We start from the raw sequence: 17,378 nt of genomic DNA on the forward strand, positions 1-17,378 counted from the left end.
CTTCATAACACGTCCATTCCTTTTTCCAGCGATTGAAAAGCACTGAGTTTCGCAGGATTGATTTGCCGTGTCTGCTGCTCTTCTTCAAGTATTTGCCTGGCTTTTTGGCGTTCGGCCGGAAGCATGCTCTGCTCCAAATTGCTGAGCAATTCGCTCGCCTCAGGCACGGCCCGACTAAGCGCCATTTGTGCGAAGACATAAGCGTTGACACGGTTCACCTTGACCCCCGGGACTCACTGAACAGCTGCGCCAAAGCATAGTCGGCGCGGCGATGCCCGGCACGCGCGGCCAGCAAAAGATGATCGACAGCTTTTTGCGGATACACCTCGCCGAAGTAACCGCGACGGTAGAGCTGACCCAGGTAGAAATGCGCCGTCGGTTGCTCATCGGCCGCACGCAGCAGGTGCCGCTCTGCCAGCTGCGGATTCTGCTCAAGCCCCCGGCCACCGTAGTACAAACGCCCGGTGAGCAGCTCGGCACGACTGTCACCGGCCTCACGGCCACGCTGCAGATAGCCAAGCATCTGTGTGGAATCGCCCAGGACCGGGTAATCGAATAGCAACTTGGCGAGCGAGGCCCAGGCCAGTGGGTAAGCAGGGGCGATTTCCCGCAGCAGCGCGTAGGCATTACTCAGATCCACCGGCGCGGGAATGCCCGAATCGACCAGCGTCAACGCCACGGACTCGACGCGACTCGGCGTCACCCAACGATTGGCGTAAGCCGTACGCAATTGCGCAAGCAAGGCGGTTTGCGCGTGCGGCTGATCGCGCAGGCGATAGACCGTGGCCAGCTCGTTGTAGCAAACATCTTGCTGGCTCAGGAGCGACCGACACGTCTGCTCGATCTCGGTGAGGTGAGCGACATAACTACCGGCACTGCGGTAGATGAGGATCTGCGCCAGCTCGGCCTCCACGATGCCCTGCCCGCGCCAGGCGTTGACCTGCTGCTGCGGATCGACTGAAGGTGCCAGCTGTGGGTAACTCACATAGAGCAACGTCAGCGGCACCACGGCGCTGTACTCAGCCTGCTCGATGGCCTGGCTCAGCAGCTGTTCGGCCTCTTTCAGCTGGCTATCGCTCGCGCCATCCAGGCGCGAGAGCAACCGACCGAGCCTGGACTGCGCCCTTGGCGAATGCAGCGCGGCATGGCGATAAAGACGTTCAGCCTGCTCGATTTGCCCTGGGTCGCGGCTGCCGAGCTGCATATCACCGAGGGCGATCTGCGCATCCACATAGCCCATCTGCGCCAGTTGTTCATACTGCTGGCGGGCACTCGCGCTATCGCCACGCTGCTGGGCCTCCTTGGCCAGCTGCTGGTCTGGCAGGCCGGCGCAACCCTGCAGCGTGGCCAGCAGTGCAAGGTAGAGCAAACCGCGCTTCATTTGCCTGCAGCCATGATTTTTTCAATCAACAAGTTGCCCGACAGGCCGTCAATGGTCACCTCAACTGGACGCCCGGCGACCTCAGGACTCAGGGGCTCATCGGTGATGATCGAGACACGAATATCCGACGCCAGACTGCCCTGTTGCAGAGATACAGTGCTGATCTTGCCGTTGCGCGGAGCGCTCTCGCCGGATACTTGCACGAGCACGCGAATGCCCGGCTGCACCTTGCTAAAGGCTTTGTAAGGGAAACGCGCATCAATGGTCGGCTCTCCCTTCAGCGGAACCAACTCAAATACCGGCACCCCTTTGCTGGCCGACTGGCCATCACCGACATACTGCGCAACCACTCGGCAATCACAAGGGCTGGTCAGGGTGCCCTGCAAGGTCTTGCTGAACAGGCGTTCGATGTTTTCCGGGGTCATCTGCTCGGCTGGCAGGCTGTTCTTCAGCACATCCAACATGGTCGCGGAGAACGTCGCCAGTGGCGCGCCCTTGGCCACCTCGCTGCCGATCTTGACCAGACCGACCTGCAACACGCCTTCACGGGGCATGCTGACCTGCTGACTCGGCAGGCTGACCATGGCCGAATCGGCATGGGTGACGTAATACAGGTTATAGAGTTGGTTGAGGATGTAAGCACAAGCCCCGACACCGATCAGAAAGATCAGCACACTGAAGGTGAGCGCTCGTAGCCGTGAGAAAAAGCCCATGACTCCCCCACCCTTACCCTTGCGCGCCTTGGCAAAATTGTCGCGTTGCAGGGTACCGAGCATGTCACCCATGGTGATCATCTCGCCGCTGGTGTAAGAGGTGATCAGGTAGCGCAGAGCCGCGATCTCACGCGGGCGCAACTGATGAAATTCACAGCCGACACGCTGGCCTTCGGCGGAAATCGAACGAACCTGGAACTCCACATCGATGGTCATGCTCAGCCCATCAATCTGAAACACCAGCGCACCTTTGTGATGGCCGCCCAGCTTCATCGGCACGCTGCTCTGAATGAAGCTGAAGCCACCGGCGGACAAGTCCAACAGCTCGCTCTCAAACATGTCCCGGTCAGAGCCCAGGAAACGAATCCTCGCCGGCATTTTCAGACGCGCATACTGACGCTGCGCTTCCGATTCATGGACGACATTGGTATTGCTGGCTGCAACGGTCGCTACGCTCATAAAAATCCCTCCCGAACTCCAATGAAAACCCAGCGGAACTGGTCTCGATGCCTCTTCCGTTCCCAATCCATCAAACGACACTCATCAATACGGCCAGGAACACGCTAACCGCGGAAAACGTCATGGCCCGTGAAGACCAGCTGTTGAACCAACGCTGATAGCGCTGCAAGCCTCGATCCAGCTTGGTGTCCTGGCGTGTCCAGGACTGCCGATCGAGGCGGAAGAAGACGTACACCTTCACCATCGCGCCGACGATCTGGTTGTAATAAAGGATCAAGGGGAACGCCGGTCCTACCCGGTGCCCGGACGCCAACAGCAGCAGCGTCAGCAGCAGCCGGGTGAGCCCGATCCACAGCAGGTAGATCAGCAGAAATACGATGTTGTATTTGATGCTGGCCAGGATCGCCACCACGGGCCCGAGCAGGCTGGTCCACATCGATACGCGTTGATCGAACAGCACCACACAGGTAAACCAGCCCAGACGCCCAGGGCCAAGGTGCAAGGCACGGGAGTTCTGCCGCAGGTTATTGCCGTACCAGCGGAACATCAGCTTGCGGCTGGCCTTGAGGAAGCTTTTCTCCGGTGGGTGTTCCACGGTGTGGATCGCCGCGTCCGGCACGTAAAAGGTGTCGTAACCGAGGCGCATCAGGCTGTACCAACTGGACTTGTCGTCGCCGGTGAGAAACTTGAAACGCCCCAGCCGCCAATGATTCAGCGCGTCATTTTCAACATCGGCAATAAACCCCGGGTTGGTCACCACCCGCGCGCGGAATACCGACATGCGCCCAGTCAGCGTCAACACCCGCTTGGACAACGCCATCGAACACATACTGATGTGGCGCTGGGCAAAGCGCAGCTTGTGCCATTCGCTCATGATGTAACTGCCGCGCACCTCGCAGAACTCGTTAGTGGTCAGCCCACCGACGCTGGGGAACAGCTTGAAATATGGCGCTGTGGCCTTGACTACCCCTGGCGTCAGCACGGTATCGCCGTCAACCACCGCCACCACGGCATCGTCATCCGGCAGATGCCGGGAAATAGCGCGAAAACCGTAGGCCAGGCCATCCCGCTTGCCCGTTCCGGCGATACGCACGAAATCGAGCTTTACCCGCTCGGGCGGGTTGAGTTTGCTCCACAGGCTTTTGATCAGCAACTCATCGGCCATTTCCACCAAGGAGCAAACCACCGTGGTTGGATAGCCGCAACCGATGGCCTCTTCGAGCACCGAGCGGTAGACCTGTGCGGTAGTCAGGGCGTCGATGCGGAAGCTGGTCACCAACAGAAAGACATGCGAGGGTTGCGCCGTTTCACCCAACTTGCGCGCTTGCCTACGGTAGTGAGGGAATACCAGGTATAGAAAAATCAGCCCGCGCACATAATGGATAGCGCCCATGGAGTAGCGCCAAATCCCAACCGCACCGAGCAGCAGGATGAAGTCTTTCGACTCCGAGTCGAACACCGTTTGTGGCAGCGCCAGCGCCAGCAGCATCAGCGCCAAGCAGTAGAAAAGCCAGCCTGAGCATTCGCGCAGAAATCGTCCGAACCCATCCATACGCTTGTGTCCCTCCACGTCCATTCAACCGCTGAGGGCGCAGGGTGATTTCCCCTATGCCCAGCGCGCAACGCTTACCAGCAGATGCCTTCCATCGACTCGCTGCTGGTCTGCGGCATAAAACCCACCAAATCGACGATTTTCTTCCCTGCTGGCAGGTTGCCGACAACGCTGGCGAACTGCGGGTCATTGTTGCCAATCACGATGATATCTGCCTGCTCCAGCACATCCGCGAGGTCGGCGCATAACAGCGATGAGACATGCGGAATCTTCGCTTCGATGTACTCCTTGTTGGCGCCATGCACCCGGGCGTACTCGACGTTGCTGTCGTAGATGCGCAGGTCATAACCCTTGCCGATAAGCATCTCGGCCAGCTCCACCAGCGGGCTTTCGCGCAGGTCATCGGTGCCGGACTTGAAGGAGAGGCCAAGCAGGCCAATGCGGCGTTTGTCATAGCTGGCGATGATGTCGAAGGCTCTTTCCACCTGCATCCGATTGCTGCGCATGATCGAGTGCAACAGCGGATGTTCGATGTCGAGCTGACTGGCGCGATAGGTCAGCGCGCGCACATCCTTCGGCAAGCAGGAACCGCCAAAGGCAAAGCCAGGGCGCATGTAGTACTTGGAGAGGTTGAGCTTGCGGTCCTGGCAAACTACCGCCATCACCTCTCGACCATCGACGCCCACGCCCTTGGCGATGTTACCGATTTCGTTGGCAAAGGTGACCTTGGTGGCATGCCAGGCATTGCAGGTGTACTTGATCATCTCCGCCACTTCGATGCTCTTGCGGATGATTGGCGCGTCCAGCTCGCGATAAATAGCCTCCAGCAGATCGCCGGATGCCTTATCCAGCTCGCCGATCACCGTCATCGCCGGGAAGTCGTAATCCTGGATGGCCGTGCTTTCACGGAGGAACTCCGGGTTTACCGCAACGCCGAAGTCGACCCCAGCCGTCATCCCAGAATGCTGTTCCAACATCGGAATGACCACACTGTTCACCGTACCCGGCAGTACCGTACTGCGCACCACGATGGTGTGGCGGCCTGCCTTTTCCGGCAGCACGCGAGCGATCTGCTCACACACCTGGGCAATATAGGACACGTCCAGATCACCGTTCTTCTTGCTCGGCGTTGGTGCCGCGATAAACGACACGTCCGTATTCATCACGGCATCACGCACATCGAGGGTGCCGCGCAGATTGCCACTCCTGACGCCCTTCAGCAGAAGCGCTTCCAGGCCTGGCTCGACAATCGGCGACTGGCCATGGTTGATCAGTTCTATTTTAAGCGGCGTGACATCTACCCCAACGATCTGATGACCGCGTGCAGACAGGCAGCCCGCACAGACGGCACCCACATACCCAAGGCCAAAAATACTGATGCGCATCGCTAATCTCCTTTCGCAGATTAAACAAACCGCACAGCACGCGACGATGAATACTCACCTCGAACGAAATGCAAAAGCACGGCAGATAAATTCCCCAATGAACTAATAAAGCATGAGCCTTATTACTTCCTGAACACACAACACCTCCAACATGGTTAAACAAAAGGCAAACTTCGCACCCACCGCCATACTCAACAGACACCTATTAATAAGACAAGCACCCGTAAAGACAAAACAATTGGCGTCAAATAAAGAACTTGCCGAAAAAACCAATACACATGGCCTTAGCAGCGACTTCAATGCAGCAAGAAGATGCACCAAAATCCAAAGCGGACAACAGGGGAACACCCCCGCGCCTCGGCCCTGCTAGCACTTTTAAATTCTGGACCATGATTTTAATCTGCGCAAATACTTATAGTGCCAAAGATAAGGCGACAAATAACTAACGCAAAGATTTCCACAAATACCAGAAGTGCTTCGCCAGCCTTGAGGTCCATGTATCGGTGGAATTTCCACCACGAAGGCCATGCAATAGCGCAACGTTCAACCTGGGGTATTTACCCAGGCGTTAAGCAATCTTCAGGCACCCAACGGTAAATACACCCCTGTTTGCTGTTTAGCCGAATCGAAGCGATTTGATAGCGCCGCCCAATTGACGTGTAACTCTCCGCGTAGGGTGCGCTCAATTGATCTGCACTCAATGGCCTGACCAGGGCATCGCTCCGGCTCAAGCCGGGGCGACTTTGCTCTGCTCATAAGCGCTGCACTCCCCTACGAACCGAAAATCCCTCGGGGTATCGACCCTGCAGCGAGGGCGCGATTAGCCGCGTGGTTTGCACGGTTTAGCAACGGCAATTCAACCCTTCCCAGGGTGCCCAGCCAGGGCAGCAGCAAGGGTTAGCTGAGTGTTCGCCAACGTATTGAAACTGGTTACACTGCGCCGCAAACAAACGGCTCAACTTTGCCGGATAGACGCCGATAGCCGTCGTACGCCTTATGGAAGAACACCATGAAAAATAATCAGCCCATCACTCAACGCGAACGCACCTTTGCGGCCCAGCAACGCTTGATCTCCACCACCGATGCCAAAGGCCAGATCACCTATTGCAACGAAGCGTTCGTCGAAATCAGTGGCTTCAGCCACGGCGAGTTGATGGGAGCAGCACACAACCTTGTGCGTCACCCGGATGTGCCGTCAGCCGTGTTCGCCCACATGTGGAACACCCTGAAGCAGGGTCGCCCCTGGATGGGCATCGTCAAGAACCGCAGCAAGAATGGCGATCACTACTGGGTCAATGCCTACGTCACGCCGGTACTGGAAAAAAACCAGGTAGTAGGCTACGAATCGGTGCGGATCAAACCGACCGCCGAACAAGTGCGCCGCGCCGAAGCCCTGTACAAACGCATCAACAGCGGCAAGTCCGCCGTGCCCAGCCGTGACCAATGGTTACCGACCCTGCAAAACTGGCTGCCCTTTATCCTGATCAGCCAGATCGGCTTTCTGATCGGTACCTGGCTCGACTCCAGCTGGGGCTTTGCCATCGCCGCCCTGCTCTCGGTACCGCTCGGGCTGATCGGCCTCAACTGGCAACAACGCGGGCTGAAGCGCCTGCTACAACTGGCCGATCAAACCACTTCCGACCCGCTGATCGCCCAGATGTACACCGACAGCCGCGGCGTTCAAGGCCGCCTGGAAATGTCCCTGCTCGGTCAGGAAGCACGCCTGAAAACCTGCCTGACGCGCCTGCAGGACAGCGCCGAAAACCTGGCCAAACAGGCCAAACAGGCCAATACCCTGGCCCACAGCAGCTCCGCCGGGCTGGATCGCCAACGTCAGGAAACCGAACAGGTCGCCACTGCGGTCAACCAAATGGCCGCCACCACCCTGGAAGTCGCCAGTAACGTCGCCCGCACTGCCATCGCCACCCAGGAAGCCAATCGCCTGACCAGCGAAGGCCGCGCCATTACCGCAGAAACCCGCGCGGCCATTCAGCGCCTCTCGCAGTCGGTCGGTGATACCGGCGAAACCGTCACCCGCCTGGCCAAGGACAGCAACGAAATCGGCGGCGTGGTCGATGTGATCAAAGGCATCGCCGACCAGACCAACCTGCTCGCCCTCAACGCCGCCATCGAAGCCGCCCGCGCCGGTGAAATGGGTCGCGGCTTTGCCGTGGTGGCCGACGAAGTCCGTTCGCTGGCACAACGCACCACCGAGTCCACCGGGCAAATTCACCAACTAATCGCCAAGCTGCAGCGCACCGCCGAAGAAGCGGTGATGACCATGGAAATCGGCCGCAAGCAAGCCGACGACGGCGTCGAACGCGTGCAACAGGCCGATCAGGCCCTGGCCGGGATCAGCGACGCGGTCGCCAATATCGCCGACATGGCCAACCAGATCGCCGCCGCAGCCGAAGAACAAAGCTCGGTCGCCGACGAAATCAACCGCAACATCACCAACATCGCCCAACTGTCCGACCAGACCGCCAGCGAAGCGCAAAGCTCCGCCGTGCTCAGCCAGGCACTCACCGCCACCGCGCAAGGGCAGTACTCGCTGGTCGAACGCTTCAACCGCTAAACGCAAACAGGGCGCCGAGCAGACTCGGCGCGCCCCCTCTCCAGCGCCTCCCGTAGCAGCCTGCTTGTGACCCACATGGATGTGGGTCATGCAGTAAGCAATAAGCGACCCGCCATGAACGGGGGGACGTTTGGGAAAATGTCGGGGAGATTGTCGAGAACGGCTTGTGCCTAGCGATCCTGCTCCCCACTGCTCGCAAGGACGCCGCATCGCAGCAAGCCGACCGCTACCATCGCCCAGCCCCAAGTTGCGGGCAGTCTCAAGTCTATGTGTGCTAGCGAACAGACTTACCCTCGCCTTATTTGCAATCTACTTGGCACGTCGAACTTGCGGCGATGACTCAGCCCAAGAAGTTAGGGAAACGCTGAAAAAAGACTTCCCGAATCTGGTGGACTACGGCCACCCGTGTTTTCGCGTAAACCACTGAAGCAGATCTCCTTCGCCGATGCTGAGTACGCTGGCAAGCGTAAGCAAAGCCGTCGTGAACGCTATCTGATCGAGATGGATCAGGTGGTGCCGTGGAAAGGCTTGATCGCTTTGATCGAACCACATTACCCCAAAGGTGAAGGTGGACGGCCGTCCTACCCGCTGATGGCGATCGTGCGTGTGCACCTGCTGCAGAACTGGTTCGGCTACAGCGATCCGGCGATGGAAGAGTCGCTCTACCAGACCACGATTTTGCGCCAGTTTGCCGGGCTGGGCCTGGCGCGCATCCCGGATGAAACCACCATCCTCAACTTTCGCCGGTTGCTGGAGAAGCACGACTTGGCCGCCGGGATTCTGGGTGTCATCAATGATTACCTCGGCGACCGCGGCTTACTGCTGCGCCACGGCACCATCGTCGACGCCACGATCATCCATGCGCCCAGTTCGACCGCCAGTTCGCTTACACCAAGCGGCGCTTTCGCGGCTTGGTGAAAAACACCGCTCAGCAGGGCACGCTGTTTGCGCTATCGAACCTGTGGATAGCGCGCAAACAGTTAATGATTGCAGGAGAGGTGCGCGCGTAAGGCGGAGAATGAACCCTGCGAAGCGCCCCTCAAGGGCAAAACTATGCATTTGAAGGTGGCTAATGGCCCTGAATTCGATTGAGGCGATATTATTTCGAGTCGTTGAGTAAACCAACTCGGAAATCGAGGCTACTTCAGGCCTTCCTTAAAGCCCTAGGAAAATCATCGCTTTTCTTTGGACTAACAAGACTGGTTTTATTTTCTGAATTGTGCCTATACGCCATATATAGTGCGCCCATTACGAATCAGGCCCTGCAACCTGACCTGCCTTCTTGAGCATTCGAACATGCAACTGAAAAACAGCATTTACTTAAGATCATCTTTAAGCTGATGACATTGTGTTGCATTCAACTTCTACAACCGCAAGCAAGGACCCGATCGGGTCCTTGCTTGTAACGGTGCTTTCACACTATATATTGCGCATCTTACGGAGCAGGCTCTGCAACCACATTCTGCTGCAAGGTAACCGCAGTATGCGCTAACAGCCGACCGTTAACCGTTGTACCAGTTTTTATGGTAATACCTTTTGCAGCGAGTATGACGCCTTCGAAGTGCGCATTCGTTCCGAGGGCTACGCTGGTACCGCCACCGACCTGCCAGTAGATGTTCTTGGCCTGTGCACCACCCGCCAAGACGATACTGCTGCTGTTAGCCTGGGTAAGATCACCCGCTATCTGGAAAATCCACACATCATTCGGGCCACCCGAGAGGGTGACATCAGTGGAGATCAAAACATCCGAACTCCACTTGTAAAGGCCAGGATAGAGTGTCTTGCCACTAATATCGCCGGCGTGCAGTTCCGTATGATCAGGCACTGTTCTGCCAGCGGCATCTGCGTAGGCGGTTCCCAGGTCAAGTACCGCGTTGGCTACTCGTGCATTGTCAGATGCTCCGCCGACAAAACAGGTGACATCACCGCTGCCTGTATAGGCCGCATCAGCGCCGTAGATCGTGCCGGTTATTTCTGCACAGGTAACATTCCCCATCGCTGCAGCCGTAATTGGGCTAGCGCCTATGTTGCCGGTGATGTTAGAGGCAGGGACATTGGTAATGCCTGTCTTTGACAGAATGACAAAATCCCCAGCGGTTCTCAGGTCCACTGCGGCGGGGCCAGCGGCAACGGCTGTGCCTGTGGTAAAGGTCCAGACATAGTCGTTGGCCAGTGCATTTGCAGGAACCGCGAGGTCGGTAACAGCGGTTTTCAGCGTGGCCGTATAGACGGTGTTGGCTGCAAGATTGCTTGTCGGCTTGAAGGTTACTGTTGAACCGCCATAAATCACCGCGCCTGCAACCGGCGTTGTGCCATCGGTCAGCGTAAAGCTGGTGTTGTTGACGGTGACGGGATCCAGCGCCTCACTAAACTCAGCGCTGATGCTTGCGTTGAGCGCAAAGTCTTTGATAGTGCTGGCCGGGTTTGTGGAACTTACAGTGGGCGCGTGCGTGTCTATGGCCGCGGCGCTGGTAAAGGTCCAGGCGTGCGCATTTTCCAGTGGCATACCTGATGTGTTTTTCGCATCAGTGGTCAGCGTGGCGGTGTACAGGGTGCTGGACCCAAAATTACTACTTGGCTTGAAAACCGCAGTGTTGCTTGCGTTATCAAGATTCACAGTACCTATTACCGCAGCCTCTCCTGGGGCTGTCACCGTGAAGCTGAACCCGTTGATTGTTGAAGCGTCCATCGCCTCGCTGAAAGTAGCGGTGATCTTGTGGTTAATTGGCAGCGCGGTGACAGTGCCGTCAGGGTACGTTGAACGTGCAGTGGGCGCCGCGCCAGTTTCATCGGCATGACATCCTGCCGCATATGCACTCAGCAGTAACATGGCAACCCATAACGGTCGACCGGAGGTTTTGTTACTTGCATTCATTGGTATGGTCCATTAAATGTTTTGATTGCAGATAAATACAATGTGCAATCATTAGCTGACCAGCGATGTATGCTGGCCAATGGATATTTCTTTTGTACAAACTGCGCGCCAATACACCCAAAATAACAACACAGGATAAATCAGGTGTATGTGGCGAGTGTTACTCGCCCAGGCCTAGCTTCAATCGGGTGCGATTATGCGCTCAAACATTATGAATAGGTGTGACCCACGCAACCTATTTACCACCTACCTCATCTCCAGCGCTGGCATGGTAATTTATGGTGTAAATACGAATGGGTTGAATACTCATCTTGCATGACCTGCACAGGGATTTACCCTGCAGTACAGAACTAAGGGAAATCGGTGATTGCACAAGGCCATGTACCGCAGCAGGTCCGCACCAAATCCAGAGAACTATCGAATATATGTATTGAAAGGCAGGGTTAAATTTTTAAGGAGATAGTTCGACTCTGCCAACCTGCACCTCTGCGCCTATCTCTTATTTACGCTCATTCTTTCAAACCATGCGCACGAAAAGTTTATCGATACCATTAACAATACATATGCGCTACTCACCGATCAATACTACCTCATTCATGATTTTTGATTGAACAGCCGTGCTGCGCGCCGACAAGGAGCGCCCCGAGCCATCTCGTCAGCAATGACCAGACCGCCTGAATTCAGGGCGGCTTGTCGCCCCCGAGGCCTACACTGCCAGCATGCATGCGGGCACAACACAGGGTCTGAGCCCGGTTATGGACCATATGTGCATGACGGCGACAACGTCACCAATTGATGACCTGAGTGCTATTCCAGTCGGCAGGAACAGCAAGTGCAATGCCATGCAAACTCTCGACCTGGCTCAGCTCAGCGATATGCTTCCTGCCAAGGCGTTCCGGCAAATGTCCGCATTCGGCGCCCTCTCGGACAATTTCGTCGAGCAGGTACTGGCGGGGGGTGAGCTACTTGTATCACCAAGGAGAACGCGCGGATGCTTCTCTGTCGCTCTCAAGGGGCACTTGACGATTTATCAGGACACCGCGGCCGGCCGCAAGGTCATCCGCACCACCAGCGAGGGGGAAAGCGTCGGTTTTGCCGCGATGCTGGCGATGTGGCCCCGGTTGTTCAGTGGCGCTACGACCGGAGAATGCCTCGCGCTGACGATTTCCTGCCAGGCTCTAGCCAGACCTCAGGAACTGGATAGTCAACAGTTCGAGATCTTCTTCATCAACCTATCCCGGGATATGAGTCGCTTTAAGGGCGATTGCATTCGCCGAGCTCCGGCTGAAGACACCTAGTGGCCGGTCAGACTTAACGCTGGACTACTGTGGAAAAGCCGAACCTGGTCATTTTTTCGCGCTATTTTTTATCACCGGTCATTGCGGTTGGCGCCACCCTCGCCACAAAATTTGCACGGTGGGCCACCCCCTCAGGTCGAACTGCCGGGCCACGGGCTTCCCGTAATGCAGGGAATTAACCCTACCCCGCCGCTGGAGCATCGAAACGGACGACCGCCGGGTCAAGCAGCCCCTGTGCACCGGAGTTGTTTGGCGTCGCCGTGTTGACCCGTACCGGTCCAGTCGAAGTTGATCCGCAACTGCTGCTCGGCGCCGCGGCCTGCCTGATCGCCACTACTGGTTACGGCTTTAGCGGCTTTCTCACCCGCTGTTGGATCGGCCAACAGAGCGGCCAGGACAATGCCTCACCGCGTTCAGCAGGCTCTGCGGTCCCACTGTTCCTCCTGCCACTGCTCGTTGGCGCCTGATTGTACAACCACCAACGTGCTGGGCCGGCCTTCCGGAGTGGCTGCTCCTGGCCGGGCTTGACTTCACCTGCACCGCTTTCGCTTATGCACTGTATTTCCGCCTGCTGACGGATATCTGCCCGATAAAGGCTGTCAATCAGCATCCAAAACTTTCCAGGTAACAGCGTCCAAAAGCTTCCAGTCGCTCAGGTGTTTTTCACTGCCTTTTTGCGCGGCTTGAAGCGGAACGAATCGTTGCCGGTTTCAAGGATGTCGCAGTGGTGAGTGATGCGGTCGAGCAGTGCTGTGGTCATCTTGGCGTCGCCAAAAACACTGACCCATTCGCCGAAGGACAAGTTGGTGGTGATGATCAGCGAGGTCTTTTCGTAGAGCTGGCTGATCAGGTGAAACAGCAGCGCCCCACCGGAGTCCGGGAAGGGTAAGTAGCCCAGTTCGTCGAGGATCACCGCGTCCATGTGCAGCAATTGTTTGGCCAGGTTGCCGGCCTTGCCTTGCTGCTTTTCTCGCTCCAGTTGATTGGCCAGGTCCACCGCGTTGTACAAACGAACTCGCTTGCCTTGATGGATGGCCGCGACACCCAGCGCGGTGGCCAGGTAGGTTTTGCCGGTGCCGGTGCCGCCGACCAGAATCAGGTTATGCGCGCAGTCCATGAAGGCGCTGCTGGCCAGTTGCTGGATCTGCCCGCGATCGAGCGGGGTTTCTTACCAGTCGAAACTGCTGAGGTCGCGATGAATCGGGAAGCGGGGGCCTTGAGTTGATAGCGCAAGCTGCGCACCTGGCGATCTGCTTGCTCGGCCTCAATCAGTCGATCCAGCCAGACTTCTGGGCGCGCGGGTTGGCGCGAGGCTTCGGCCTGTAATTCCAGCAAGGCGCTGGCCATGCCATACAGGTGCAGCGCCTTCAGATGAGCAACGCGATCAATGGACATAGTAGGTGCCCCGCAGTTGTTCGTAGCGCTGGCAATCAGCGAGCGGTTCGACCCGTAGCTGTAATTGTTCGGGCAAGCTCAGTTGTGGCGGGCGTGTCGGGGCGATCAATCGGCGCAGTTCATTCATCACCAGCGAGCCGCTGATCGAGCGCTAACTCGCAGCCCACTTGCAGCGGCTCCAGGCCCACATCGCGGGCGATCAGCAGCAACTCAACGAAGGCGCGGTCACCGCGTGGCTGTTTGAGCAGCCTTTCACGCACCTGCTGGATCGGCAACGGCAAATCCCACGCCACGAAGGGCGCGCCGTTGCGCAGCGCACCAGGTTTCTTCTCCAGCACCGACAGGTAATGCCAGGGGTCGCAGATCAGCTGGTCACGACCAAAGCGCTGCAGATGCTCGGCGAGCACCTGGCCACCCGCGACGATGCACACGTCTGTCGCACTACAACGCACGGAAACGGCCTTGCCTGCCCACTCGGCGGGAACGCTGTAGCGGTTGCGATCAACGCGCACCAGGCAGGTGCTAGAAACGCGCAGCATCTGCTCGACATAACCGTCGAAGGTGGTGCTGATGGCGCGCAGGTGTGGCTGCTCGTGGGCAAAGCACTCGGCAATGCATTGGCCGGTGTCAGTGGGATGCTTGCGCTGGGCTAACTCCCGGCAGCGGGTGGCCAGCCAGTCGTTCAAATCCGCGAAGCTGGCAAAGCGTGCCAAAGGCGTAAACAGCCACTCGCGCACGTTACCGACCTGATTCTCGACCTGGCCTTTCTCCCAACCCGATGCCGGCGTGCAAGCCACCGGCTCGAACAGATAATGATTAGCCATGGCCATGAAGTGCCGGTTAAAGGTGCGTTCCTTGCCGACCAGAATCGCTTCAACCACGGCCTTGAGGTTGTCGTAGATCACCCGCTGCGGCACGCCGCCAAAGAAGGCAAAGGCGCGGTTATGCGCATCAAATACCATCTCCTGCGTCTCGCGCGGATAGGCCGCAACGAACATCTTCCGGCTGTAGCTCAGGCGAAAATGCGCGACCTTGACCGTCTGCACCACGCCCGCAATCTCGACCTACTCATGGCTCCAGTCGAACTAGCAAGCATCGCCAGGCGCGAATACCAGCGGTACAAACGCCTGCGTAGCTGCTGGGCGGGTCTTGCACGTTTTCCACTGCTTCACGAAGCGCTGCACGCTGTCATACGCACCGCGATAACCCTCGACCTGCAAGCCTTCATACAACCGCCGGGCCGTGCGTCGTTGTGCCTTGGGCAGGTGGTGCTCGGTGGTCAGCCTGGCTGCGAGTGTGGATTGGAACTCGCCCAGCTTGGGCGCGGGTTGCTGCTGACGCTCGTACACCGGCGCAGCCGTGCTGTGCAGATGCTTGCGAACGGTGGGACGGGAAAGGTTAAGGCTGCGCGCAATGGCGCTAATGCTCTCGCCACTGACCAGATGCCGCCGTCGGATTTCGGCAATGATGTCCATCGATAACACCCCAGATTCTCCGGCCAAAAGACCGGATGGTTGCACACACCGGGGTGGAAACTATTGGACGCTGTTTACCCCGGGAATCTGGAAAGTTTTCCACGCTGTTTCACACTGCTGACTTCTCGCTCCGGCTTGCGCCTTCGCTCCGCCAGCCACAATGCGAGATATCTCCAGGCAAGAAACGCAATCCTTCACCGCACAACCGCCAGATTTACGCTGCCGCCCTTTGACCACAAGAGCTTCGCGGTTACTGCCAGCTCGCCCTGGTCCGCCTCGCCTTGAATCCGGTTCTTGTTCATCAGCTCACGGCTTCGATTCACGCTTGCTCCACGCACTCGGTCGCCCTCATGCAGTTGCGCTTCACTTCGTTCGCTGTGGCCAGCTTACGGCGAGACTTTCACCCACAAGATTGCGTCCATATTGGCCGCACACAAAAAAGGGCGACCGAAGTCGCCCTTTTTTTGGATTAGCTGAACTTAGTTCTGCTTTTCCATTTGTGCACGGAGCAGATCACCAATGGTGGTCGGACCAGAAGCATCAACTTCCTGCTTGCGCATTTCCTTGATGGCTTCTTTCTCGTCTTCAACGTCTTTCGACTTGACCGACAAGCTGATTACACGGCTCTTGCGGTCGACGCTGATGATCTTGGCTTCTACTTCTTCGCCTTCTTTCAGCACGTTGCGCGCATCTTCAACGCGGTCACGGCTGATTTCGGAGGCTTTCAGCGTAGCTTCGATGCCATCGGCCAGAGTGATGATGGCGCCCTTGGCGTCAACTTCTTTAACGATACCGCGCACGATGGTGCCTTTATCGTTAACAGCAACGTAGTCGGAGAATGGATCTTCTTCCAGCTGCTTGATGCCGAGGGAAATGCGCTCACGCTCCGGATCAACCGAGAGGATAACGGTTTCCAGCTCGTCGCCCTTCTTGAAGCGGCGTACAGCTTCTTCGCCGACTTCGTTCCAGGAGATGTCGGACAGGTGAACGAGGCCGTCGATGCCGCCATCCAGACCAATGAAGATACCGAAATCGGTGATCGACTTGATGGTGCCGGAGATCTTGTCGCCCTTGTTGAACTGACCGGAGAAATCTTCCCACGGGTTAGTTTTGCACTGCTTGATACCCAGGGAGATACGACGACGCTCTTCGTCGATATCCAGAACCTGAACTTCCACTTCGTCGCCAACCTGTACGACTTTTGACGGGTGGATGTTCTTGTTGGTCCAATCCATTTCGGATACGTGCACCAAGCCTTCCACGCCTTCTTCCAGCTCTGCGAAGCAGCCGTAGTCGGTCAGGTTGGTTACGCGTGCATTGACGCGGGTGCCTTCCGGGTAACGAGCCTTGATAGCAACCCATGGGTCTTCGCCCAGTTGCTTCAAGCCCAGGGAAACGCGGTTACGCTCGCGATCGTACTTCAGTACCTTGACATCGATCTCGTCGCCAACGTTGACGATCTCGGACGGGTGCTTGATACGCTTCCAGGCCATGTCAGTGATGTGCAACAGGCCATCGACACCACCCAGATCGACGAATGCGCCGTAATCCGTGAGGTTTTTAACGATACCCTTGACTTGCTGACCTTCCTGCAGGGATTCCAGCAGAGCTTCGCGCTCGGCGCTGTTCTCGGCTTCCAGCACGCTGCGGCGGGAAACGACAACGTTGTTGCGCTTCTGGTCCAGCTTGATGACTTTGAATTCGAGCTCTTTGCCTTCCAGGTGAGTGGTATCACGCACCGGACGGACATCGACCAAGGAACCTGGGAGGAACGCACGGATGCCGTTAACGTCGACAGTGAAGCCGCCTTTAACCTTACCGTTGATAACGCCCTTGACCACTTCCTCAGCGGCGAAAGCTGCTTCCAGAACAATCCAGCACTCTGCACGCTTGGCTTTTTCGCGGGACAGCTTGGTTTCACCAAAGCCATCTTCAACCGCGTCCAGCGCAACGTGAACTTCGTCACCGACTTTGATGGTCAGCTCGCCAGCGTCGTTGTGGAACTGCTCCAGCGGGATGAGGCCTTCCGACTTCAAACCAGCGTGAACGGTTACCCAACCAGCTTGGTAATCGATATCGACGATGATAGCGGTGATGATTGAGCCAGCCTGAAGATTCAGGGTTTTTAGGCTTTCTTCAAATAGTTCAGCAAAGCTTTCGCTCATTTTAATTCCTGTAGATTTAGGGCAGGGGATCCGCCCAAACCACATTCCAGACAATGTGGGTACGTTCATATAAAAGAAGGCACACGGGACTAGGACTGGTCTCCC

At 57.2% G+C, this 17,378-nt stretch carries 10 protein-coding genes and 3 pseudogenes; 4 read left to right on the top strand and 9 right to left on the bottom strand.

The window, feature by feature from the left end; genetic code table 11:
- Window positions 1-2 precede the first annotated feature (2 nt).
- The 5 genes from B2D37_RS23620 to B2D37_RS09505 all read right to left on the bottom strand — a co-directional run bounded on the left by B2D37_RS23620 (window position 3) and on the right by B2D37_RS09505 (window position 5,490).
- Window positions 3-218, bottom strand: coding sequence for a hypothetical protein (locus tag B2D37_RS23620; RefSeq protein ID WP_256573165.1), 216 nt, complete (start codon window positions 216-218; stop codon window positions 3-5).
- Entirely contained in the window at window positions 215-1,381 is a 1,167-nt protein-coding gene (locus tag B2D37_RS09490; protein ID WP_256573166.1) for an alginate biosynthesis protein AlgK, read from the bottom strand. The genes B2D37_RS23620 and B2D37_RS09490 overlap by 4 nt, the downstream gene beginning before the upstream one ends.
- Complete coding sequence (locus B2D37_RS09495; RefSeq protein ID WP_079202455.1) at window positions 1,378-2,553, bottom strand: PilZ domain-containing protein; 1,176 nt, start codon at window positions 2,551-2,553, stop codon at window positions 1,378-1,380. The genes B2D37_RS09490 and B2D37_RS09495 overlap by 4 nt, the downstream gene beginning before the upstream one ends.
- 70 nt (window positions 2,554-2,623) lie before the next feature.
- Complete coding sequence (locus B2D37_RS09500) at window positions 2,624-4,105, bottom strand: glycosyltransferase family 2 protein (protein ID WP_079202456.1); 1,482 nt, start codon at window positions 4,103-4,105, stop codon at window positions 2,624-2,626.
- Between the two features lie 74 nt (window positions 4,106-4,179).
- Window positions 4,180-5,490, bottom strand: coding sequence for a nucleotide sugar dehydrogenase (locus B2D37_RS09505; protein WP_079202457.1), 1,311 nt, complete (start codon window positions 5,488-5,490; stop codon window positions 4,180-4,182).
- A gap of 1,009 nt (window positions 5,491-6,499) precedes the next feature.
- Between B2D37_RS09505 and B2D37_RS09510 the strand changes: the two genes are divergently transcribed.
- Window positions 6,500-8,065, top strand: coding sequence for a PAS domain-containing methyl-accepting chemotaxis protein (locus B2D37_RS09510; RefSeq protein WP_079202458.1), 1,566 nt, complete (start codon window positions 6,500-6,502; stop codon window positions 8,063-8,065).
- 423 nt (window positions 8,066-8,488) lie between these two features.
- Window positions 8,489-8,941: pseudogene (locus B2D37_RS09515) on the top strand (IS5 family transposase); the annotation flags it as partial.
- A gap of 559 nt (window positions 8,942-9,500) precedes the next feature.
- Here B2D37_RS09515 and B2D37_RS09520 read toward each other — a convergent pair.
- Window positions 9,501-10,940 (bottom strand): ice-binding family protein, encoded by a 1,440-nt coding sequence (locus B2D37_RS09520; RefSeq protein WP_079202459.1) that lies wholly within the window; start codon window positions 10,938-10,940, stop codon window positions 9,501-9,503.
- A gap of 842 nt (window positions 10,941-11,782) precedes the next feature.
- Between B2D37_RS09520 and B2D37_RS09525 the strand changes: the two genes are divergently transcribed.
- Together B2D37_RS09525 and B2D37_RS09530 are read left to right on the top strand one after the other, a co-directional pair.
- On the top strand, window positions 11,783-12,238 hold the full coding sequence (locus B2D37_RS09525) for a hypothetical protein (RefSeq protein WP_154067070.1): 456 nt from the start codon (window positions 11,783-11,785) through the stop codon (window positions 12,236-12,238).
- A gap of 260 nt (window positions 12,239-12,498) precedes the next feature.
- Complete coding sequence (locus tag B2D37_RS09530) at window positions 12,499-12,705, top strand: hypothetical protein (RefSeq protein ID WP_154067071.1); 207 nt, start codon at window positions 12,499-12,501, stop codon at window positions 12,703-12,705.
- Window positions 12,706-12,890: 185 nt separating this feature from the next.
- Here B2D37_RS09530 and istB read toward each other — a convergent pair.
- The 3 genes and pseudogenes from istB to rpsA all read right to left on the bottom strand — a co-directional run bounded on the left by istB (window position 12,891) and on the right by rpsA (window position 17,273).
- Window positions 12,891-13,633, bottom strand: a pseudogene (gene istB, locus B2D37_RS09535) (IS21-like element helper ATPase IstB).
- Window positions 13,623-15,117: pseudogene (gene istA, locus B2D37_RS09540) on the bottom strand (IS21 family transposase). The pseudogenes istB and istA overlap by 11 nt, the downstream one beginning before the upstream one ends.
- 470 nt (window positions 15,118-15,587) lie before the next feature.
- Window positions 15,588-17,273, bottom strand: a complete 1,686-nt coding sequence (rpsA, locus tag B2D37_RS09550) for a 30S ribosomal protein S1 (RefSeq protein ID WP_079202462.1) — start codon at window positions 17,271-17,273, stop codon at window positions 15,588-15,590.
- Window positions 17,274-17,378: the final 105 nt, after the last annotated feature.

The sequence above is a fragment of the Pseudomonas sp. CC6-YY-74 genome, assembly GCF_002025205.1.
In the GTDB taxonomy this organism is placed as follows: Bacteria; Pseudomonadota; Gammaproteobacteria; order Pseudomonadales; family Pseudomonadaceae; genus Aquipseudomonas; species Aquipseudomonas paeninsulae.